20 protein-coding genes are annotated in these 21161 nt (G+C 69.7%); 13 read left to right on the plus strand and 7 right to left on the minus strand.

The window, feature by feature from the left end; genetic code table 11:
* Positions 1-11 precede the first annotated feature (11 nt).
* The 12 genes from IPJ17_12095 to IPJ17_12150 all read left to right on the plus strand — a co-directional run bounded on the left by IPJ17_12095 (position 12) and on the right by IPJ17_12150 (position 11530).
* Complete coding sequence (locus tag IPJ17_12095; protein ID QQR72265.1) at positions 12-779, plus strand: RDD family protein; 768 nt, start codon at positions 12-14, stop codon at positions 777-779.
* 140 nt (positions 780-919) lie between these two features.
* Positions 920-1120 carry a helix-turn-helix transcriptional regulator gene (locus IPJ17_12100; GenBank protein QQR76154.1) on the plus strand — a complete coding sequence of 67 codons (201 nt, stop codon included), beginning with the start codon at positions 920-922 and terminating at the stop codon, positions 1118-1120.
* Positions 1117-1338 carry a hypothetical protein gene (locus tag IPJ17_12105; GenBank protein ID QQR72266.1) on the plus strand — a complete coding sequence of 74 codons (222 nt, stop codon included), beginning with the start codon at positions 1117-1119 and terminating at the stop codon, positions 1336-1338. The genes IPJ17_12100 and IPJ17_12105 overlap by 4 nt, the downstream gene beginning before the upstream one ends.
* 19 nt (positions 1339-1357) lie before the next feature.
* Positions 1358-1594, plus strand: a complete 237-nt coding sequence (locus tag IPJ17_12110) for a hypothetical protein (GenBank protein QQR72267.1) — start codon at positions 1358-1360, stop codon at positions 1592-1594.
* Positions 1585-2367 carry an MBL fold metallo-hydrolase gene (locus tag IPJ17_12115; protein QQR72268.1) on the plus strand — a complete coding sequence of 261 codons (783 nt, stop codon included), beginning with the start codon at positions 1585-1587 and terminating at the stop codon, positions 2365-2367. The genes IPJ17_12110 and IPJ17_12115 overlap by 10 nt, the downstream gene beginning before the upstream one ends.
* Positions 2368-2442: 75 nt before the next feature.
* Positions 2443-4221: a tryptophan 7-halogenase gene (locus IPJ17_12120; protein QQR72269.1), complete on the plus strand. Its 1779-nt coding sequence runs from the start codon at positions 2443-2445 to the stop codon at positions 4219-4221.
* Complete coding sequence (locus IPJ17_12125; GenBank protein QQR72270.1) at positions 4218-5633, plus strand: carotenoid oxygenase family protein; 1416 nt, start codon at positions 4218-4220, stop codon at positions 5631-5633. Before IPJ17_12120 ends, IPJ17_12125 begins: the two co-directional genes overlap by 4 nt.
* Positions 5630-6775 (plus strand): RHS repeat-associated core domain-containing protein, encoded by a 1146-nt coding sequence (locus IPJ17_12130; protein ID QQR76155.1) that lies wholly within the window; start codon positions 5630-5632, stop codon positions 6773-6775. The genes IPJ17_12125 and IPJ17_12130 overlap by 4 nt, the downstream gene beginning before the upstream one ends.
* 7 nt (positions 6776-6782) lie before the next feature.
* The gene (locus tag IPJ17_12135; protein QQR72271.1) at positions 6783-7298 is read left to right on the plus strand and encodes a hypothetical protein; all 516 of its coding nucleotides are present in this window, start codon (positions 6783-6785) and stop codon (positions 7296-7298) included.
* Between the two features lie 173 nt (positions 7299-7471).
* Positions 7472-9754 (plus strand): RHS repeat-associated core domain-containing protein, encoded by a 2283-nt coding sequence (locus IPJ17_12140; GenBank protein QQR72272.1) that lies wholly within the window; start codon positions 7472-7474, stop codon positions 9752-9754.
* A 28-nt stretch (positions 9755-9782) separates the two neighbouring features.
* Positions 9783-10235 carry a hypothetical protein gene (locus IPJ17_12145; protein QQR72273.1) on the plus strand — a complete coding sequence of 151 codons (453 nt, stop codon included), beginning with the start codon at positions 9783-9785 and terminating at the stop codon, positions 10233-10235.
* A 209-nt stretch (positions 10236-10444) separates the two neighbouring features.
* A complete protein-coding gene (locus tag IPJ17_12150) occupies positions 10445-11530 on the plus strand; it encodes a hypothetical protein (protein QQR72274.1) in 1086 nt (361 codons plus the stop codon).
* 479 nt (positions 11531-12009) lie between these two features.
* Here the strand turns inward: IPJ17_12150 and IPJ17_12155 are convergent, their stop codons facing one another.
* The 7 genes from IPJ17_12155 to ftcD form a co-directional block, all read right to left on the minus strand.
* Positions 12010-13497, minus strand: a complete 1488-nt coding sequence (locus IPJ17_12155; protein QQR72275.1) for an NAD(P)/FAD-dependent oxidoreductase — start codon at positions 13495-13497, stop codon at positions 12010-12012.
* 6 nt (positions 13498-13503) lie between these two features.
* Entirely contained in the window at positions 13504-14739 is a 1236-nt protein-coding gene (locus tag IPJ17_12160) for a hydroxymethylglutaryl-CoA reductase (GenBank protein ID QQR72276.1), read from the minus strand.
* Entirely contained in the window at positions 14736-15980 is a 1245-nt protein-coding gene (locus IPJ17_12165) for a hypothetical protein (protein QQR72277.1), read from the minus strand. Before IPJ17_12165 ends, IPJ17_12160 begins: the two co-directional genes overlap by 4 nt.
* On the minus strand, positions 15977-17218 hold the full coding sequence (locus IPJ17_12170) for a beta-ketoacyl-[acyl-carrier-protein] synthase family protein (GenBank protein ID QQR72278.1): 1242 nt from the start codon (positions 17216-17218) through the stop codon (positions 15977-15979). Before IPJ17_12170 ends, IPJ17_12165 begins: the two co-directional genes overlap by 4 nt.
* 6 nt (positions 17219-17224) lie before the next feature.
* On the minus strand, positions 17225-17485 hold the full coding sequence (locus IPJ17_12175) for an acyl carrier protein (protein ID QQR72279.1): 261 nt from the start codon (positions 17483-17485) through the stop codon (positions 17225-17227).
* 66 nt (positions 17486-17551) lie between these two features.
* Positions 17552-18304, minus strand: a complete 753-nt coding sequence (locus tag IPJ17_12180) for a hypothetical protein (GenBank protein ID QQR72280.1) — start codon at positions 18302-18304, stop codon at positions 17552-17554.
* A gap of 31 nt (positions 18305-18335) precedes the next feature.
* The gene (gene ftcD / locus IPJ17_12185) at positions 18336-20015 is read right to left on the minus strand and encodes a glutamate formimidoyltransferase (GenBank protein QQR72281.1); all 1680 of its coding nucleotides are present in this window, start codon (positions 20013-20015) and stop codon (positions 18336-18338) included.
* Positions 20016-20168: 153 nt separating this feature from the next.
* Between ftcD and IPJ17_12190 the strand changes: the two genes are divergently transcribed.
* Positions 20169-21161 carry an aldo/keto reductase gene (locus IPJ17_12190; GenBank protein QQR72282.1) on the plus strand — a complete coding sequence of 331 codons (993 nt, stop codon included), beginning with the start codon at positions 20169-20171 and terminating at the stop codon, positions 21159-21161.

The raw sequence follows: 21161 nt of genomic DNA on the forward strand, positions 1-21161 counted from the left end.
TCGAGGCCACCATGCCCGATCGTCGCTTCGACCCCCAGGCGCTCACCCTCGACCCGGCGCTCTCCGGACAGCCGCTGCCCTCGCCGCGGCGGCGGCTGGCGGCGTTCGCCCTCGACTATGCGCTCCTGCTGCTGCCCACCCTGGCCGCGGCGCTCACCTTCGCCGCTCTCGCGCTGCGGCTGACCGATGCGACCGGCTATGCGGCGGTCAAGACAGCGGTCTTCGCCATGCCGCGGGAGCCGCAGGCACAGCACGCGCTGATGCGAGACCTCGCGCCGGTGCTCGTCCGCATCGACGCCGACGGGCTGTCCGCGGCGGTGAAGGCCGACGTGGAGGACGGCAACCTCGACGCGGCGGCCGATCGCCTCGCGACGATCGACCTGCTCGTCTCGCTCGATGTGGGCGGCGGCCAGCCCAAGAACCTCGCGACGAACACCGTTCGCCTCGCGCTCGAACGGCTGATCCCCGACGGGATCCGCACGGCGGCGCTGTTCCTCGTGCCGGCGATCTACTTCGCCTTCGCCACCTGGCGTTGGGGGACGACGATCGGCAAGCGGCTGTTCGGGCTGCGCGTCGTGCGGCTCGACGGTCGGCGCCTCACGCTGGTCGAGAGCATCGAGCGCTTCGGCGCCTACTTCGGCGTCTTCGGTACCCTCGGGCTCGGTCTCCTCGACCTCTGGCGCGACCCGAACGGGCGTCTCGGCCACGACCATGCCGTCGACACGGTGGTGGTCCGGGCCTTGCCGTCGCGACCTACACTCGCCGCGCCGCTCGACTAGCGTCTCGTTTGCTGCCGGCGCGGCCCTCCCGCGGTTCGGGAGAGCGCTCGTCGTTCGACCGGCCAAGTAAAGCACGCTTGACATTTCGTCGGGTCGCGTCGAGAATCTCCGTGGAAAGTGAACTTGACATGGCGACGACCATCCACAACCGGGTTCGCGAGCTCCGCCTGGCGCAGGGCTGGACCCAGCAGCAGCTCGCCGAGGCCGTCGGCGTCTCGCGGCAGAGCATCAACTCGATCGAGTGCGGTCGCTATGTGCCGAGCCTGCAGCTGGCCCTGCTGTTCGCCCGGCTCTTCGCCTGTTCCACCGACGACATCTTCACGCTGGAGACCGACCGATGAGGATTCCGATTCTGGGCTGGCAGATCGACGAGCGGTTCTTCGCCCACCGGCGGCGCTCGACCAGCGTCGCCGGGGTGGCCGGTGGGCTCGTCGCCATCGGCCTTTTCGCTTACCGCTACTACGTCGATCACTTGTGGAGCTGGGATCTTCTCGCGGTCGCCGTCACCGTGGTCGTGGTCAAGCTCGCACTGATGATCCGGTATTTCGCGACGGAATGAGCTCGGAAAGGAGATCTCGATGAAGCGCCAACTTCGCAGCGAGCGCACGACCTCCATCGCCAGGATCGGGTGGTGCTGCCTGCTCGGCTTCTTCTTCGCCAACTTCGTTCTCCGGCGCTGGGTCGGGGGAGCGTGGGGTGACGCCCTCGATGGAACGGCCGGCCTGGCGCTGGGCGCCGCCATCGGCTGCCAACTCCTGGCGATGCGGGCGCGTGGTCGCCAGCTCGACGGCAGGGAGGCCGGACCGTGCGGGTGACGATGGTCGGGCACAGCACGCTGATCCTCGAGGGCGGGACGACGCGGCTGCTCACCGACCCCTGGTTCGGCACCTTCGGCAATCTCGCGTACGCCCGGCCGAGGCCGCCCGCCTTGACGCGGGAGGAGGTGCCGCGGGTCGACGGGGTGCTGCTCTCGCACGGCCACTGGGACCACACCGACCGCCGGTTTCTGCTCTCCCTCGACCGTTCCGTGCCGGTCCTCGGACCGGCGGGCACCGGCTGGGCGATGCGACTGCGAGGGGTGCGGCGCTTCCAGCCGATGCATGCGTGGGATCGGCTGGAGGTCGGCGAGGCGACGATCACCGCCGTTCCGGCGCTCCATCTCGCGCGGACCTGCGGCTTCGTCCTCGAGCTGGACGGCGTCTGCGCCTACTTCGCCGGCGACACCTACCGGCGACCTTGGATGGCGGAGATCGGCCGACGATTTCGCCTCGACGTCGCGTTGATGCCCGTCACGACCTATCGCCTGCCGATGACGATGGGGGAGCGAGGGGCGGTCGCGGCGGTCGGCGACCTGCGCCCGGCGACGGTCATCCCGATCCACCAGGGTCTCCGGCCGCGCTCCTGGCTGTTGCGCAACGCACAGAGCGTGGCGTCGTTCGAGCGGCGGCTCCGCGCCAGCGGGAGCACGGTCGAGGTCGTCGCCCTGCAGGAGGGTGAGCATTGGGAGGCCGGCGCACGCCCTCGAACGCGCGACGCGGCGCTGCGGCAGGCTGGCGCGGCGACCGGCCGGGCGCTCTGCGTGAGCTAGCACGGCACGCTCCACCGGTCCGTCGGTGGCCTCCGGCGGACCGATTCGTCGTGAACCTCCCCAGAGGGAACGACGATGAGCCGAATCGATGTCGACGTGGCGATCGTGGGGGGTGGCCTGGCCGGTCTCTCGCTCGCCCGCCAATTGCTGTTGCAGACCGACCGTACGGTGCTCGTGCTCGACCGCGCCGCCGAGCTCCCGCCGCGCCGGCAGAAGGTGGGCGAAGCGACGGTGCAGGTGAGCGGTTACTACTTCTCGAAGGTGCTGGAGCTCGAGGAGTACCTGCTGCGCGAGCACTACATGAAGTACAACCTGCGTTTCCTCTGGAAGAGCGCGGGGACCCCGGCCGATGCGTTCGAGCAGTTCAGCCAGTCGTACCTGCGACCGCTCTCGAACGTGGCGAGCTATCAGCTCGACCGCAACAAGATCGAGGCCGAGCTGCTGCGGCGCAACCGCGAGGACCCGCGCTGCCAGGTGATCCACCCGGCAAGCGACGTGCAGGTCGAGCTGGCGGCGGACGACGAGCCGCACCGCCTGCGCTTTCGGGTCGACGGCGAGCCGCGCGAGGCCGCCGCACGCTGGGTGGTGGACGCCTCGGGTCGGGGTCGTCTGCTGGCCACCAAGCTGGGGCTCGCCGAGCGCGGCGAGATCCGCCACGGCTCGTCGTTCCTCTGGGTCGACGGCCTGCTCGACATCGAGAAGCTCACCGGGCGCAGCGCGCGGGAGATCCGCCTGGCTCCGGAGCGACGCGCGCTCGGCCACCTGCCGTTCTTCCTCGCCACGAATCACTTCATGGGCGAGGGTTGGTGGGTGTGGGTGATTCCTCTGCAGGGGAAGACCTCGATCGGGCTGGTCTACGATCGCGCACTCTTCGACTCGACGACGGTCTCGACGGCGGAGAAGCTCGTCGCCTGGATCTGTCGCGAGTTGCCGCTCTTCGCCCGCGATCTGCCGCAGCGCGAGGTGCTCGACTTCTGGGGCTACCGCGACTTCGGCCATACCAGCGCGCAGACCCTCTCGGCCCGGCGCTGGGCCGTGGTCGGTGAGGCGGGGCGTTTTTCCGACCCGCTCTACAGCCCGGGCGGCGATCTCATCTCGATCTACAACACCCTCGTGCGAGCGGCGATCGAGCTCGACGACGCGGCGGAGCTCGAGCGCCGCGTGCCGCTCTACGAGCGGGCGATGCGCGCCATCTACGACGCCTACGTGCCGAGCTACGCGGTCTCCTACGCCGTGCTGGCGGATCCCGAGACGTACTCGCTGCGCTACGTTTGGGAGCTGACGATCTACTTCGCCTTCTACGTCTTCCCGTTCGTCAACGACCTGCACCCGGAGCCGCGCTTCCTGCCGGCGTTCCTGGCGCTCTTCGCGCAGCTCGGGCCGATGAACCGGAGGCTACACGAGTACTTCGCCGCCTTCTGGGCGTGGCGCAAGGAGCACCTGCCGCCGGCGCCCGGACCGGTGTTCTTCGACTTCATGAGCCTGGCACCGCTCAAGCGCGCCGAGATGCTCTTCTACCGGGTCGGCATCGAGCCGCGCGAGGCGCTCGGCGACCTGGTGCGCTCGCTCGACGATCTGCGGGAGCTCGCCCAGTTCATCCTCGTGCACCTCGCCTCGCGCGTCGCCGGCGATCCGTCGCTGGTCCATCGCCGGGCCTTCGTCGAGGCGTTCGACCCGCGGCGCGCAGCGTTCGATCCCGCGGAGATTCTCGCCCTCGCGGCGCACGCGGCGGGCGACCCGGAGGTCTGGAGCTGGTCGCTCGATCCGCAGGTGCTCGCGGCGTTCGCCGCGAAGGAGCCGATGGCCGGTGGAGAGGAGATGGCGACCGCGACCGTCGTCGAGGGGCGGGGATGACCGACCACGCTCCCGGCCTCGAACGACTCTTCCCGGAGGCGGCACCCGAGGGTGTCTGGTCGCTCGCCACGAGCGCAGGTGAGCTTCCGGAGTGGCTGCGCGGCACCTGGCTCGCCAACGGACCGGGTCGCTTCGCGCGCTCCGGCCAGCGTCTCGAGCACTGGCTCGACGGCGACGGCCTGCTCTCGGCGGTGAGCTTCGACGGGTCGGGCGGAGCGCGCCTGACGCAGCGTTTCGTCGCGACGCGCAAGCGCGCCGACGAGGAGAGCGCCGGGCGGTTTCTCTATCGCACCTTCGGCACCCGCTTCGCCGAGGACCGACTGCTCCACGGCGTCGGCCTCGCGTCGCCGGCCAACGTGAGCGTCTATCCGTTTCGCGGCGAGCTCGTGGCGTTCGGCGAACAGGGGTTGCCCTGGTCGATCGATCCGCAGACGCTCGCCACGCGCGGCGAGCAGACCTTCGATCGCGCGCTCAACGCGGCGAGCCCGTTTTCCGCCCATCCCTGCTTCGACCCGACGAGCGGCGAGATGTGGTCGTTCGGCATCTCCTTCGCGGCGTCACGGCCGACGCTGAACCTCTATCGCTTCGGCGCCGTCGGGGGGGACGACCGTTTCCGCCTGCCGCTGCCGTATCCCTGCTCGATCCACGACTTCGGCCTCTCGCCGCGCTTCGCCATCTTCTACCTGAATCCGTACCTGCTCGACATGGGGACGATGCTCGGCGGCGGCACGGTGATGGACGCTCTGGCCTGGCGTCCCGAGCTCGGCAGCCGCCTGCTGCTGGTCGAGCGGGCGAGCGGTGAGGTCGCCGCCGATGTACCGCTCGACGGCCGCTACTGTCTGCACCAGATCAACGCGTTCGAAGCGGGCGATCGGCTGGTGATCGACCTGCTCGAGCTCGACACGCCGGTCTACGACCAGTACCGTCCGATCCCCGAGCTCTTCACGTCGGTGAGCGCTGGGCGGCCCCGCCGTCTGGTGGTCGACCTCGTGCGCCACGAGATCGTCGAGACGATCGAGGTCGCCTACGAGCGGGCGCCCGACTTCGCGGCGCACGACCCGCACGAGGCACTCTCGCCGTCGCGCCATTTCTGGATGCTCGGCATCGCCGCCACCGGGCAGCCGGGTCGCAAGTTCTTCGACGAGATCGTTCACGGAGACTGGGAGCAACCCGACCGTGTCGACCTCTGGCGCGCCCCCGCCGGCCACTACCTCGGCGCCGAGCCGGTCTTCGTCCGTGCCCCCGGCGGCGGCGACGCCGGCATCGTCCTCTGCCAGCTCTTCGACGCCACGACCCCGAGCGCCGCCCTCGTCCTCTTCGACGCCTTCGACCTCCCCCGCGGCCCCCTCGCCCGCCTCCCGCTCCCCACCGGAACCCCGCCGCAGTTCCATACGACGTTCGTGCCGCGCTGAGCGCGTCGCTCCTGGGCCGGATCCTTACGAAGACGGAGACGGTGGGCAGCGCGACCCGAGTGTGGGAGTGCGCTTACGACCCGGAGCGAGGTCGGCTGAAGGAAGTGAATCCGGTCAACGGCGTGCTGACGAAGGGCTGGCTGTACGCGGGCGGCCTGGCGCCGGTGGCGGAGGTCGACGCGCTGGGGCAGGTGACGGCGACCTTCGTGTACGCGACAAAGGGGAACGTGCCGGACGACGTGCTGCGCGACGGCACCTCGTACCGGCTGTTCGCCGACCATCTCGGCTCGGTGCGGTTGGTGGTCGAAGCGACGACGGGCGCGCTCGTCCAGCAGATCGACGACGACGCCTTCGGTCGGATCCTCTACGACTCGAACCCGGGCTTCCAACCCTTCGGCTTCGCCGGCGGGCTGCACGACCCGCAGACCGGGCTGACCCGATTCGGTGCGCGGGACTACGACCCGGAGGTGGGGAGGTGGACGAGTAAGGATCCGATTGGGTTTGGCGGGGGGAGTGCCGGGTTGTATGAGTACGTGGGCAACGATCCAGCGAATGCCGTGGACTCCTCTGGGCTTTGGATTACACCCTGGGAAGTACTGGATCTGTGGTCATACCAGCAGTCGTCGGCGGAGTTCTCCAACGCCGTTTCCTTGTTCAGTGAGAATCCAAGCGGGGCGAACGCTCTCCTGATCGGCACATCGTTCGTGACAGCATCAGCAGATGCGGCTGCGTTGGTACTGCCAGTCGTTCCTGCTTGGGGCGGCCTGGTGCTGCGGTCGGTCAGGGCCGGGGAGATCGTTGTCGGTGGAATCAAAGCCAACCGAGCTGCTGGGCACGCCGCTGAAGAGTTCTTGCTCGCGACCTACGGTGGTGATAGATGGGCCTCGAGGCCGACCTCGCTTGGGAGGCGCTTCATAGACAACCTGGCGAACGGCGTGGCTCGTGAGTCGAAAGTCGGGAGGACGGCTTTGACCCCGAGAATCGAGATGCAGATCGCGAAAGACGTTGAGCTATTGAATACGGCAGGTAGCGGTGTTCTCAAGGTGGAGTGGCACTTCTTTCCCGGGCCAACCGGCCTCGGCCCTACCGAACCGCTTCGAAAGGCGCTGAAAGAAGCTGGAATAGCAATCATCTCCCATTGAGGTCCCCATGTCTGATTACCCCAAGTTCGTTCCGCCTGAGAACCTAGCAACAAAGACGCCGCGAGAGTGGTCGAAAACCGAGGCGGATGAATACGCTTCCTGGCTAGGAAGCGAAGCGGGCGCGCGCACTGCAAACCTGCTCCGCTTCTTTGGCGTTGCTCCAGAACTCGCCCCAACCGTGCTCCTCGAGGTGCTCGGAAAGCGAGTAGCGGAAGCCCTCCGAACAGAGGCCTTCTCGCAGGGCGAGCAGCTCACCATCGCGGGCTATGCGCTCGCCGCGGACATGGGCCTCTTGGTTGCCGAGCTTCTGTTGAGGGAATGTGGCGATCGGATCCACTGGCAGGTCGTCCGCCGGCCCAAGAGCGATCTGGACTACAACCAGCCGGTTCTCGCCGGATTCGGCCCAATGACGCTGAATCCCGTGCGCGGCTCTATTGCCGAGTCGGTCGGGGTCCTCCGGGATTGGAGAGGGTGGGATGCTTGGCTGAAGATATTTGGGTTCTGGCGCTCGCGCGCTCAGTGAATCGGCCAGGAGTTCACCTGGTCTTGCGGCCGCGTCGCTCTGAGGGTAGGAAGGCCGCGATCGCGAAGGCTCGCGCGCTCTGTTGACAAGGTGCCAGGGGGCTTTTCAGCGCAACGACACCTCTACGACGTGCGGGACGCGCTGGTGGGTGTCGACTCGATGAGCGCAACCGCGTGACGTCGGCGGATGTCCCTGGCGTTGCTGAGCCGGTCCAGCGCTTCTACGACGCCCACGGCCGGCTCGACCGGGTGGAGCAGGGGGCGGGTGCGGCACTGCGGAGGATCGCCTACGCGTACGATGCCGGCAGCGGTTATCTTGCCTCGGTGACCGATGCCCTGGCGCGCACGACACGGTTCGAGCACGACGAGGCGGGGCGGGTGACGAAGCAGATCCTCCCGGACCTGCGAGAGGTCACCTTCGCCTACGACCTTGCCGGCAACGTCACCTCGGTGACGCCGCCGACGCGACCGGCGCATCAGTTCGGGTACACGCCGGTGGATCAGCTGTCGAGCTACACGCCGCCGGACGTGGGGTTCGCGCCGCGTCAGACGTCGTATGCGTACAACGCCGACGGCCAGGTGACGACGATCACGCGTCCGGACGGTCAGGTGGTGAGCTTCGGCTACGAGGCGAGCGGCCGTCCGGACTTCGTGACGTTGCCTACGGGGATGGTGGACTACAGCTACGACGCCACGAGCGGGCGGGTGAGCTCGGTGACGGCGCCGGGCGGCTACCAGAGCACCTACAGCTATGAAGGTCCGCTGCTGAGCTCGATCACGACGAGCGGTCCGGTCCCCGGGACGGTGGGCTTCGGCTACGACGCCGACCTGCGTCCTTCGAGCCAGACGCTTGCCGGCGGTCCGTCGGTCACCTTCGGTTACGACGCGGACGGGCTGCTGACCTCGGCCGGGGCGCTGACGCTGACGCGGGACGTGGCGAGCGGCCAGTTGCAGTCGACGACGCTCGGGACGACCTCGGACGTGCGGACGCGGACGGGTTTCGCGGAGCTGGACGTCTACACGGCGAGGATCTCCGGGGAGACGCTCTACAGCTACGACCTGGACCGGGATGTGGCGGGCCGGATCCGCAAGAAGACGGAGACGGTGGGCAACGTGACGCGGGTGTGGGAGTACGGGTACTACCCGGAGCGGGGCTGGCTGAAGGAGGTGAAGCGGGACAACGTGGTCGTCGAGAGCTACGTTTACGACGGCAACGGGAACCGCACGGCGTGGAGCGACTTCTGGGGCACGTCGGCGGCGACGTACGACGCGCAGGACCGGATGCTCACGGCGGGCGGTGCGACGTACACGTACACGAACAACGGCGAGTTGCACCAGAAGACGGCAGGCACGGAGACGACGGTCTACAGCCACGACGTGCGGGGCGCGCTGGTGGGTGTGGACCTGCCGAACGGGATCGCGATCAGCTACGTCGTCGACGCGGACGGCCGGCGGATCGGCAAGCGGGTCAACGGCGTGCTGACGAAGGGGTGGCTGTACGCGGGCGGCCTCGCACCGGTGGCCGAGGTCGACGCGCTGGGGCAGGTGACGGCGACCTTCGTGTACGCGACGAAGGGGAACGTGCCGGATTACGTGCTGCGCGACGGCACCTCGTACCGGCTGTTCACCGACCCCCTCGGCTCGGTGAGGCTGGTGGTCGAAGCGACGACGGGCGCGCTCGTCCAGCAGATCGACTACGACGCCTTCGGTCGAATCACGTACGACTCGAACCCGGGATTCCAACCCTTCGGCTTCGCTGGCGGCCTGTACGACCCGCAGACGGGGCTGACGCGCTTCGGTGCGCGGGACTACGACCCGGAGGTGGGGAGGTGGACGAGTAAAGACCCCATCGGCTTCAACGGCGGTGACTATGGCCTCTATAGCTACGCTGGTTCGGACCCGGTCAATGAAGCTGACCCGACGGGCCTCGCGGGTGTGGGCCATCACTATGTCCCGGTAAGCGTCTTCAGCGAGATCCCTGGACTTTCGCCCGAAGCTACAGCGGTCTTTGACAAGGCAACTACCGGCCCGCTCACCAAGCCGAACTGGAATGTCGGATTCACGAAGCAGCACATCGCGTACAACAACGCAGCGCGGAACTTGCTGAAGGACTACATGACACGAAATGGCATTACGCCCAGCGCGATGACTGCTGACGAGGCCGCCACTTTCGTCGCCGAGATTCGTGCTCAAGAAGGTCCAGTCATTCACGATTTCCTGCAAAACGTTGAGCAGGCGGCCGCCCGCTATGCGGCCGAAGAAGCCTCGGCGGTGGAGGCGTCTGCTCTCGCCGGAGCCTGCCGTGGCGTCGGCCGTGCCCTTGGAATAATCGGGTTCGTTCCCATGATCCTCGACGCATGGGATCGCGCTCAACTGATCGAAGAGTGTGAGAGGAATCCCTGCGCCGAGACTCTGCCTGACGGACTGTCGCTGAAGTGTGGGGTTTGGTGTTCCTAGGGGACAAGAGATCTCGGGAGGAGTCGTCATGAAGCCGTCGATTGAGGTCCTTGGCGTTTATCGACTGACGATCACCATCGATCTCGTGCGAGAGATGACCAATGCACGGTTCGTGGAGCCAGAGAACTGGCCAGGAGAGAAGAAGGCCGCGGAGCAAGCTGGCTTACGCGAACTGAGGGAGGCCGTATTAGTCGAGGTGCTCGTGCTACACAGAGATGACCAGTTCCGGATCGAGGATTTTGGTCAACCGCAGTCCGACCAGGCTGCGTACGCCGAACGGTATTTGAGCGACGATGGCGAATCTGTGGTTGGTACCGCATGGGATCCACCCTCGGGGCCCACTCTGCGACTTGCTTTCTTTCTTCATTACCTTCACGTCGATAGGCCGCTCCTGACGAGCTACGGCCCTGTAACCCTTCCGGAGCCTCGACCGATGCCGTTGAGGCTGAGTCGCTTGATGCCGTACCAGCCCGTTGCGTAGGCCTCTGCCGGGAAGGTGCCACCGTTCTTTCGAGAGCGCGCCGGCAGGGGGAGCCGGCATGCGCGCGGGTTTCAACTCCTCGACGCGCGCTCAGCTTTTCGGTTTCTCGTCGAGGATTTGGACGCTGGCGCGAATTTCGAGGATCGTGAGCACACGCCGCCAGCGACACGAAGACGACGGTCTACAGCTACGACGTGCGGGGCGCGCTGGTGGGTGTCGACCTGCCGAACGGGATCGCGATCAGCTACGTCGTCGACGCGGACGGCCGGCGGATCGGCAAGCGGGTCAACGGCGTGCTGACGAAGGGCTGGCTGTACGCGGGCGGCCTGGCGCCGGTGGCGGAGGTCGACGCGCTGGGGCAGGTGACGGCGACCTTCGTGTACGCGACGAAGGGGAACGTGCCGGACTACGTGCTGCGAGACGGCACCTCGTACCGCCTGTTCGCCGACCATCTCGGCTCGGTGCGGTTGGTGATCGAAGCGACGACGGGCGCGCTCGTCCAGCAGATCGACTACGACGCCTTCGGTCGGATCACGTACGACTCGAACCCGGGATTCCAACCCTTCGGCTTCGCCGGCGGCCTGTACGACCCGCAGACCGGACTGACACGCTTCGGTGCGCGGGACTACGACCCGGAGGTGGGGAGGTGGACCTCCAAGGACCCGATCGGCTTTGCGGGAGGTGATAGCAGCCTCTACGGCTATGTTTCTGGGGACCCCATCAACAGCATTGACCAGTTTGGCCTAGCAGACTGCTACGAGGATCGAGTTGTCGACGGAGTACGCCTCGGGGGCCCGTTGCCCGCCGGCGACAACATTCGATCGTGTACCCCGACGCTGGGAAGGCGGTTCGGAGACTGGCTCGACAGCATCAGTCCGACGCCGAGCGACGTCCCGATTGGCCCTGGGAGTACGACGACGATCGGTGGTTTTAGGAGCCTCCTGCTCATTCAGATCGTTGTGGGCTTGACGGAGATGGCATTGGTTGAGCTTGTGTCGCCATCCGCTGCACCGATGGTAAACATGGGGAAGCAAGGTAAGCACATTCTCGGCCACAACAACTTCATTGAGGGGCGGAGCATCCTCACGGCTGACCCAGAAGCGCTAGCGGCAAGAGCAGGTACAGGCCTGCCAGCGAACAACGTGCCGAGAGGACAGGCCGGCTTCAAGGAGCGAGTGGATTTCGGTGAAACTATCGGCATCTTCATCGAGAACGGTGTAGCTACGCCGACGTCGAACGGATTGATTATCTACGCAGCGGATGGGACGATCCACATTGTTCCGGTGAGGCCTTAGATCGATGAGCGAACTTCCAACCGAGTTCCGAAGTAGGGTGCTGCTTACCTTTCAAGTAGCGCTACTTGGCATGGTGACACCCTCTCTCCGAGCAGTGACGGTGGGCTGGGAAGGGCGGCGCATCACTGCTAGGTGTATCTACGACCGAGCAATCGTCAATGAAGACTGGGAGACCTGCTCCGACTTGGAAGGCGAGGTCCTTGCGAGCTTTCCGAATCAGGAGGTCGAGGTCTCCCCTAGGTATCTTGAGCGCGGCCGAGACTTACGTTCCGAACTACTCCAGGCTTGGGTCTACAGGCGAAAGGAGTAGCCTCAACTCACTGCGGCTTCCAGCTCTTCGGGTTTGCTGAAGTGAGCCGTTCCCCTTTTCCGATCCATTTCAGACCAGAGTCCGGGGCCTCAAGCGAAGATCCGACGACTTGCCGTTGTCGTACGCGAGCTGATTCTGGACCACGAGAGCGGGCGGTCTCGTCGACACGTCACCCCTCCCCCAGAATCCTCTCCGCCGTGTGGGTGGCGGAGACGATGACGGGGGTGATGCCGCCGCCGGGGCGGGTCCAGTGGCCGACGAGCCAGAGGCCGGGGAGGGGGCCTTCGACCGCGGGGCGGGCTTCGCCGAGTTGGTCGGGGGACATCTCCCAGCCGAGCATGGCGCCGCCGCTGTTCCAGGTGAAGCGCTCGGAGGTACGCGCGGTGGCGCTCGAGCGGGTGACGATGCGGCGGCGCGCGTCGGGCAGGACGCGTTCGAGATGGGAGAGGAGGCGCTCCTCGACCTCGTGCTTGTGGGCGAGCCAGTCGTCGACGCGCGCGGCGTCCATCGCCAGCACCTTCTGCAGGATCACCACCTGGCCGCCTGGCGGGGCCATCGCCGGCTCGTAGAGCGTCGGCGCGAAGATCTTGCAGCGCAGGCCGTCTTCGCCAACGCGGTCGGCGTCCCAGTCGTCCCAGTAGTAGCCCTGGATCGCCGCGAGCTCCTCCGGCGCCACGTCGCGCATGCCGAGGTGCGAGAGGAAGCACGGGAAGCTCAGCCGCATCGCGCGCACCTGCTCGGCGAGCGCGGCGGGCACCGCCCCGGCGGGAAGCAGTCGCTCGATCGTCTGGCGGAGATCGGCGTTGCAGACCACCGCGTCGGCAGCGACCCGATGACGGCCGGTGAGCGGGCCGCGCGTCGTCTCGAGCTCGACCCCGCAGGCGCGGCCGTCCGCGACGACGATGCCGGTGCAGCACGTGCTCATCAGGATGTCGCCGCCGCGCGCCTCGAGACAGCGGGCGAGCTCGTCGGGAAAGGCCTGCGAGCCGCCGACCGGGTAGTAGTTGCCGAGGAAGTAGGAGAAGCGCAGCATCGAGTCGAAAACGAACGAGGTGCGCGAGGGCGGCGAGCCCCAGTGCGCGCAGTCGGCGGCGAGCAGGAGGCGGAGCTTGCGATCGCCGAAGTGGGCGGCGAGCGCGTCGGCGAGCGTCCAGCCGAGACGCTCGCCGAGTCGTTCGGCGGGCAGGCCGCGGAAGAAGTGGGCGAGGCCGTAGAGGTAGGCCTCCTTGGCGGTGGCGAAGAAGCGGTCGATCGCCGTCGCTTCGTGCGGGAACGCGGCCTTCACCTCGCGCAGGTAGCTCTCGAGATCGGCCGGCACGTCGAAGCGGCTGCCGTCGGGGAAGTGGAAGGTGTCGACCGGGTCCATCTTCACCCACTGCGTCGTGCAGCCGAGCCGCGCCAGGAGGCGCCCGGTGAGCGTCGCCGGGTTGCCGAGCAGCGGATAGAAGTGGGTCGCCGCGTCGAAGGTGTAGCCGCCGCGCCGGAAGGTCGAACAGTAGCCGCCGGTCATGTAGTGCTGCTCGACGAGCAGCACCGAACGGCCCGCCTCGGCGAGCAGGTTCGCGGCGACGAGGCCGCCGATCCCCGAGCCGACGACGACGGCGTCGTAGCGCGAACGAGGCCCCGAGCGGCGGAGCCCGGCGAAAGCGCGGGCCACCGCGGCTCAGCCTCGCGACCCGGAGGGCGACGGGCTCGGCGCCTCCGGGCGGTTCCTGCCGTAGGTCTCGTGGGCCGCGGCGAACTCGCCGCTGGCAAGCGCCGCGCTCATCGAAATCTCGCCGGCGAGCACCGTGGCGGCGACGATCTCGGCGAGCTTGCGCGCCTTGTCGGGTCCGGCGCAGCCGAGCAGCGCGAGGCATTCGCGCCCGGTGCCGAGGCCCGTGCCGCCGCCCACCGTGGCGACGACGAGCGACGGCAGCGTCACGCTGGCGTAGAGGTCGCCCTCGCCGGTCACCTCGAGCTGGGTGATCGCCACCGCGGCGTTGGCGAGGTTGGCGACGTCCTGGCCGCAGGCGATGGCCAGCGCCGCGAGGGCGTTGGCGGCCTGCGCGTTGGCGCCGAGCGCGCCGGCCTCGAGGTGCGCGACGTGGCTCGCGTGCATCAACGAGGCGAGCGCCTCGGGGGTCGTGTGGAGGATCGCCTGCACCCAGCGGCGCTCGACACGGGCGCCTGCGACCACGCGCTTGCCCTTGCCGCCGGCGAGGAGCCGTCCGCTCGGGCGCTTCTCCGAGCTGAAGCCCGACTCGAGCATCTGCGGCGCGACGCCGAGACGCGCCTCGACGAGCCGGCAGGCGGCCTCCGAGGCGCGGACGATCATGTTCATCCCGTGGGCGTCGCCGGTCGCATAGCGCAGCTCGACGAGGACGCGCCGGCCGAGCAGGCGGGTGGCGACGCCGAGCAACCGGCCGTGCCGGGTGGTCGCCCCGGCGGCGATCCGCAGCTCCGGCTCGAGCGCCTCGACGGCGCGGGCGAACGCGGCGGCAGCCGCGAGGTCCGGCAGCACGAAGAGCGGCGCGACGAAGTTCTCGTCGCGCTCGACCCGCGCCGTCACGCCGCCGCTGCGGGTGAGCGCCACCATGCCGCGCTCGTAGGAGCGGACGATCGCCCCTTCGGTGGTGGCGAAGGGAACGTAGAAGGTGCCCTCGGCGTGCTCGCCGTGCACGAGGAGCGGGCCGGCCACGCCGAGCGGCACCTGGGCGACGCCGATGGGGCTCTCGATGTTGCCGCGCATCGCCTCGCTGTCGAAGTCGAAGCTGCCGGCGAGCGGCATCGCGACGGCGCACTGCGCCTCGAGCCAGGCCCGCCGGGCCTCGATGTCGGAGCGCGCGTAGCCGCCGTTGGCGAATCGCGGGACGAGCGCCATGGCGCCCGGCCGGAGCGGCTCGTCGCCCCCGCTCACGCCGTCTCCGGCGTGGCGACGAGCAGTGCCGCCACGGGGCCGTCGAGCGCGACCGCCGTCGCCAGCGCGACGCGCCCGGAAAGCGGGCGGGTGGCCGCCGCGAGCGACGGCAGCGGCAGCGAGCGATCGAGCTCGGCGAACCCGGCGAGGCCCGGCAGGCGGCCAGTGCGCAGGCATTCGAGCGCGAGAAGCGTCGACAGCGCGCCCCCCGCCCCGAGGCATTCGCCGAGCGGACCGGCGATCGCGAGGGCCGGCAAGGCCGCCAGCCGTTCGCGGCCGAAGACGAGCGCCAGCCCTTCAACCTCGGCCCGGTCGCGCGCCGGCGAGCCGCTCGCGCCGAGCGCCAGGAGATCGATCGCCGCCGGGTCGAGCGCCGCGTCGGCGAGCGCCTGGCGGATCGCCCGCGCCAGCGCCGCGGCGCTCGCGGCCGGGTCGGCACCGCGCGAGGGGTCGAACGCCTCGCCGTGACCGAGCACCTCGCCGAGCGGGCGGACGCCGCGAGCGGCGGCGCGCTCGAACGGTTCGAGGAGGGCGAGCGCCGCCCCTTCACCGAGGCGAAAGCCGTTGCGCCGGGCGCCGAGCGGCAGCGGCTGCGGGGCGCGGCCGTCGCTGCCCGCCGTCACGCCGAGTCGCTCGAAGCCGAGCAGCGCTTCGCGGCAGATCTCCTCGGCGCCGCCGGCGAGCATGGCCACGGGTCCGCCGGCATTCGCCCGGTCGCGCAGTTGGTCGGTCGCGTAGCCGAAGGCGAGCAGGCCGGCGACCGGGCCGCCGCCGACCGTGGCGTTGACGCCGCGCAGCCCGTGCCAGATCGCCGCCTGGCCGGCGGCGGCGTTGATCACGCTGTTGGCGAAGTCGAGCGGGCTCGCGTAGTTGGCGCCCATCTGCAGGGCGCGACGGTCGAACTCGGCGATCGTGCGCAGGCTCCCGAAGAGCGTGCCGAGCGCCAGCCCGACCTCGCCGCCGGCGAGCGCCTCCGGGCCGGCTGCGGCGAGCGCGAGCGACGCGGCGCTCGCCGCGAGGCGAGCGGTGCGGTCGAGCGGCCGGAGGTTGCGGTCGCCGAGCGTCCGGGCAGGATCGTAGTCGCGGGCCTCGGCGGCGTGCGGGTCGCGCAGTCCTTCGGAGAGCTCGCCGGCGAGCGGAGCGATGCCGGAGGCGCCGGCGGCGAGGGCGGATGCGACCGCGCCGAGATCCTCGCCGAGCGAGCAGACGATCCCCGCGGCACTGACGGCGATGCGGCTCATGCGTCCACCCGCCGGAAGATCACCGTCGCGTTGTTGCCGCCGAAGGCGTAGGCGTTGTTCATCGCCGCCTCGACCGGGGCCTCGCGCATGCGGTTCGGCACCACGTCGAGGTCGCACGCCGGGTCGGGCTCCTCGTGATTGATCGTCGGCGGGATCCGCCCTTCGGCGACGGCGAGACAGCAGACCGCCGCCTCGATGGCGGACGCCGCGCCCATCGTGTGACCGATCATCGACTTGATCGACGAGACCGGGACGCGCCGGGCGCGCTCGCCGAAGACACGCTGGACGGCGAGCGTCTCGAGCTTGTCGTTGGTCGGCGTGCCGGTTCCGTGGGCGCTGACGTAGCCGATCCGTGCGGCGTCGAGCCCGCTCGCCGCAAGCGCCGCTTCCATCGCGCGCGCCGGCCCGTCCCCTTCGGGATGCGAGGCGGTCATGTGGTGGGCGTCGCAGGAGAGGCCGTAGCCGGCGACCTCGGCGAGGACGCGGGCGCCGCGTGCTTCGGCGTGGGCCAGGGTCTCGAGCACCAGGGCCGCGGCGCCCTCCCCCGGCACCATCCCCTTGCGGTTCTTGTCGAACGGCTGGCAACGCTCGGGGGCGATGGCGCCGAGGCGGGCGAAGCCGGTGTAGGTGATCCGCGAGAAGGCATCCGCTCCGCCGGCGACCATCAGCTCGGCGCGACCGCGACGCAGGGCGTCGAAGGCCCAGGCGATGGCGTAGTTGCCGGCGGCGCAGGCGGTCGGCAGGAGGACCACCGGCCCGCCGGCGCCGAGCTCGGCGGCGACCGCCGAGGCGATGGCGTGACAGGGATAGCGACGGAGGAAGCCCGGTCCGAGCTCCGCCAGCGCGCCGGCGAGCCAGAGGTCGTCGAGCTCCTCGACCTCGCGCGGCTCGCCCGAGGTGGTGCCCATGGCGACGCCGACGCGCTCGAACGGCAGGTCGGCGGCGGCGAGCCCGGCGTCGGCCACTGCCTCACGCGCCGCCGCGACCGCGAGCTGCGAGGCGCGACCGAGCTCGTCGGGCCTGTGGCGACGCAGGGAGAGCGCCGGCTCGAAGCCGTGGACCTCGGCGCCCAGCCGCGACGGGAAGCGGCTGGCGTCGAAGGAGCGCACCGGTCCGATCCCGGAGTCGCCGGCGAGCAGCCGGCGCCAGCTCTCCGCCATGCCGGCGGCGAGCGGTGTCACCGCCCCGAGGCCGGTGACGACGATCCGCGTCCCACGATCCTGCCGTCGTGCCGCCATGCCGCCTCAGGCCGCCTTCTCGGCGAGCAGCTCCTGGACGAAGCGCACCGTGTCGTCGACGCAGTTGAGCGCCCCCATCCGCTCGTCGCCGTCGGGCAGGCCGAGCTGGAAGCGGTAGTCGACCTCGATGCGGATCTCGAGCAGCGAGAGCGAGTCGATCGCCAGGTCCTCGCGGAAGCGGGTCTGGTCGCCGAGTTGCTCGGGCTTGATGTTGGTCACCTTGGCGATGACGCGGCGCACCGCGTCGCGGATCTCTGGCTCGGTCATGGTCGGCCTCCTCGCCTCATTCACGACGTCGCCGCGCCGGAGAGGCCAAGCCGGAGGAATCCGGTGTCAGATCTGCCCGACCGAGACGCTGTCGCCGCTGCGGATCTGCAGCCAGTAGAGGAGGATCCAGAGGAGCGGCAGGGCCACGAGGAGCAGCCGGGCAAGCCGGCCGGCGGCGTACCAACCGGGAGTCGCCCGGTGCAGCACGTCGATCCGCTCGACGAACAGCACTTCGCAGTCGAAGTCGTCGCGACGGGTGCTGGTGCGCCGCCAGAACCCCTCCCAGTCTTCCATCTGGTAGTCGACGAGCAGTCCGCGCAGGCGCACCTGGTCGCCGATCTGCACGCCGGCGATCTGCCGGCGGATCGCCGGCGAGTCGGTGATCAGGTGGTTGTTGCCGAGACCGGTGAGGTCGAAGGGGACCCCCTCGCGGAATTGCACGTAGCAGGTGAACGGGCCGCTCTTGTAGCGCGACTCGAGGTACTGGCCGGTTGCGAGGTTCGGTCCCCAGACGACGCATAGGTCCTTGGTGTCGACCGAGGTGCGGTCATGGTAGATGTCGGCGACGCTCGAGATGTCGTTGTGGCTCACCACCACGCCGGTGAGCTCGTAGGTCGCCACCGGCCGGACTCGGCAGGAACGTCCCTTGTAGGGGAAGGTGAACGGCCGCCGGTCGGTCGCTTCCTGGCGCGGTGGCGGCGTCAGCGCGGGGTCGATCGCGTCGGGTCCCGGAAGCCGGCCGGCCATCAGCCAGGAGAGGGCGAGCAGCGCGAGCGCCGCGACGAAACCGTAACCGACCGCTCGCCGCAAGCGGTTCACGGCTGCGACGCCGGGCTCGTGGCCGCTGCGCTCATCCCGCCGCCCCACGCAGCTTGCCGAGTGTGGCCTGCTCGGCCTGCGCGTGGAGCTCGCGGACCTTCTCCCAGGCGGCGTCGGCGCGCGCGAGGAGCGCGGCGGCGATCGCCCGGTCGGTCAGGCCGGGGAGGTTGATGCAGACGTTCTGGTAGGCGCCGGCGGCGGCAGCGCGTGCCATCTGCGCCCCGGTGCCGGCGTCCGAAAGCGACGCCTGCAGGCCGATCGCGCCGATCTCGCGGCAGAGCGCGAGCACCTCCGGGCAGCCTTCGAGGACGCCGAGCGGCACCTCGATCGCGGTCACCGTGGCTTGCACCATCGCCGCTTCGCGGCGGGTGCGCTCGTCCTCGGTGCCCTTGGGCAGGCGCATCGCGGCGAGCAGGCCGTCGAAAGCGTCGGTGTCGGCGTCGACCGCCGCGAGCATTGCGTCCTTCAGCTGCTGGCCGCGCACCGCGATCCGTTCGAGCGCGGCGAGGCGGTCTTCGAACCCCTTCTTGGGGTGCGAGAGGTTGGCCACCATCGCCGCGAGCCCGGCGCCGAGCGCCCCGGCGAGGGCGGAGACCGAGCCGCCGCCGGGTGCCGGCGACTCGCTCGACAGCTCGTCGGCGAAGGCGCGGAGCGTCATCCCGACGAGCCGCTCGGGGCCGGCGAGACGGTACTCGATGACGCGTTCGCGCGCCTCGAAGGTCTTGACCTCGGAGAGGCCGAGGGTGCGCATGGCGACATGGACCAGCGTGCTCTCGGGCACGCCGGTCGAGCGGCCCATCCGGGCGAGGTAGTGGCGGCCGGCGTCGAGCAGCACCGAGCGCGGCACCAGGCCGACGAGCTCGGAGCCGGTCACGCGCAGGCCGCGCGCCTCGGCCCGTTCGACGCACTTGTCGAACACGTGGTGGACCGGCGTGGCGTCGAGGTCGGTGACGTTGATCGAGATCTGGGCGCAGCCGAACTCGGGGATCGTCCAGCCGACGGCCTTGATCCCCTTGAGCAGCCCAGGCTCCCAGATCTCCTCGCCCTGGGCGTCGAGCAGCGGGTTGCCCGCCTCGTCGAGCTTGCGGCGGCCCTTCTCGCGGATGTCGAAGGCGACGCGGTTGGCGAGGCGCTTGTCGAGCGTGTTGAGGTTGACGTTGTAGGCGACGAGGAACTTGCGGGCGCCGATGACCGTCGCGCCCCAGGCCGGCAGGAAGGTCGCCGGGCCGAAGTCGGGAGCCCATTGCGGGTCGTCGAGCTTGCGGGCCAGCCCTTCGTATTCGCCGGCGCGGATGTCGGCAAGGTTGCGGCGCTGTTCGCTGCGCGCCGCGTGCTCGTAGAGATAGACCGGCAGGCCGAGCTCGCGGCCGGCGCGCTCGCCGAGGCGGCGGGCGAGCTCGGCGCACTCCTCCATGGTGACGCCGGCCACCGGCACGAACGGCACCACGTCGACCGCGCCCAGACGCGGGTGGGCGCCGCGGTGACCGCTCATGTCGATGCGCTCGAGCGCGGCGACGAGCAGGCGCCAGGCCCCCTCGAGAACCGCCTCCGGCTCGCCGACGAAGGTGACGACGGTGCGGTGGGTCTCGACCCCCGGATCGACGTTGAGCAGCGTCACCCCGGGTGCGCTCGCGGCGGCGCGAGCGACGGCTTCGTAAACCTCGGGGCGGCGCCCCTCGGAGATGTTCGGCACACATTCGACGACGCGCATGTTTCCTCCGCCAGTTCGCAGGCTGGCACTCCGCCGTCGCGTCGTGGCGAGGCGGCTCGGGCATGGTAGCCGGGCGGCGCGGCGCTGACAACCGGCGGCGCGGGAGGCGCACCGTGGCGAAGGGTATGCTCTCGCCCGAACGGAGGCTCGACCATGGACTACCGCAACCTCGGCGGCACCGGCGTGAAAGTCTCGCCGCTCTGCCTCGGCACGATGATGTTCGGCAAGTGGGGCAACCCGGACCACGCCGAGTCGATCCGCATCATCCACCGGGCGCTCGACGCGGGGATCAACTTCGTCGACACCGCCAACATCTACTCGCAGGGCGAGTCGGAGGAGATCGTCGGCAAGGCGCTCGCCGGCCGGCGCGACGACGTGGTGCTGGCCACCAAGGTCTGGGGACCGATGGGCTCCGGCCCGAACCAGCGCGGGCTGTCGCGCAAGGCGATCCAGGAGCAGTGCGAGGCGAGCCTGCGGCGTCTCGGCACCGAGGTCATCGACCTCTATCAGATCCACCGGCCGGACCCCGAAACCCCTTGGGAGGAGACGCTTTCGGCGCTCACCGACCTGGTGCGGCAGGGCAAGGTGCGCTACCTCGGTTGCTCGACCAACCACCAGGAGATCCCGGGCCAGCGGCGCCTCGCGGCGTGGGAGCTCGTCGAGTCGCTGTGGATCGCCGACCGCCGTGGCTACGAGCGCTTCGTCGCGCTGCAGCCGCCGTACAGCATGTTGCGGCGGACGATGGAGGCGGAGCTCTTCCCGGCCTGCCTCCGCTTCGGGATCGGCAACCTGGTGTGGAGCCCGCTCGAGGGCGGCTTCCTCACCGGCAAGTACCGGCTCGGTGCCGAGCGACCGCAGGACAGCCCGCGTGCCGTCAACTGGGTGGGTGACACGCGCGAGCCGCGCTTCGCGCCGCGCCTGACGGCGGTCGAGGGGTTCCTGGCCCTGGCGGTGGAGAAGGGGGTGGCGCTGGCCGAGCTCGCGCTCGCCTGGACGCTGCAGCATCGGGCGGTGACCTCGACGATCATCGGCCCGCGCACGCTCGAGCAGCTCGAAGGGAATCTGCGCTCGCTCGACGTCCAGCTCACCGCCGACGACCTCGCCCGCGTCGACGCGATCGTCGCTCCCGGCACCTCGGTGCTCTGA

This window comes from Holophagales bacterium (assembly GCA_016699405.1).
Lineage (GTDB): Bacteria > Acidobacteriota > Thermoanaerobaculia > Multivoradales > JAGPDF01 > JAAYLR01.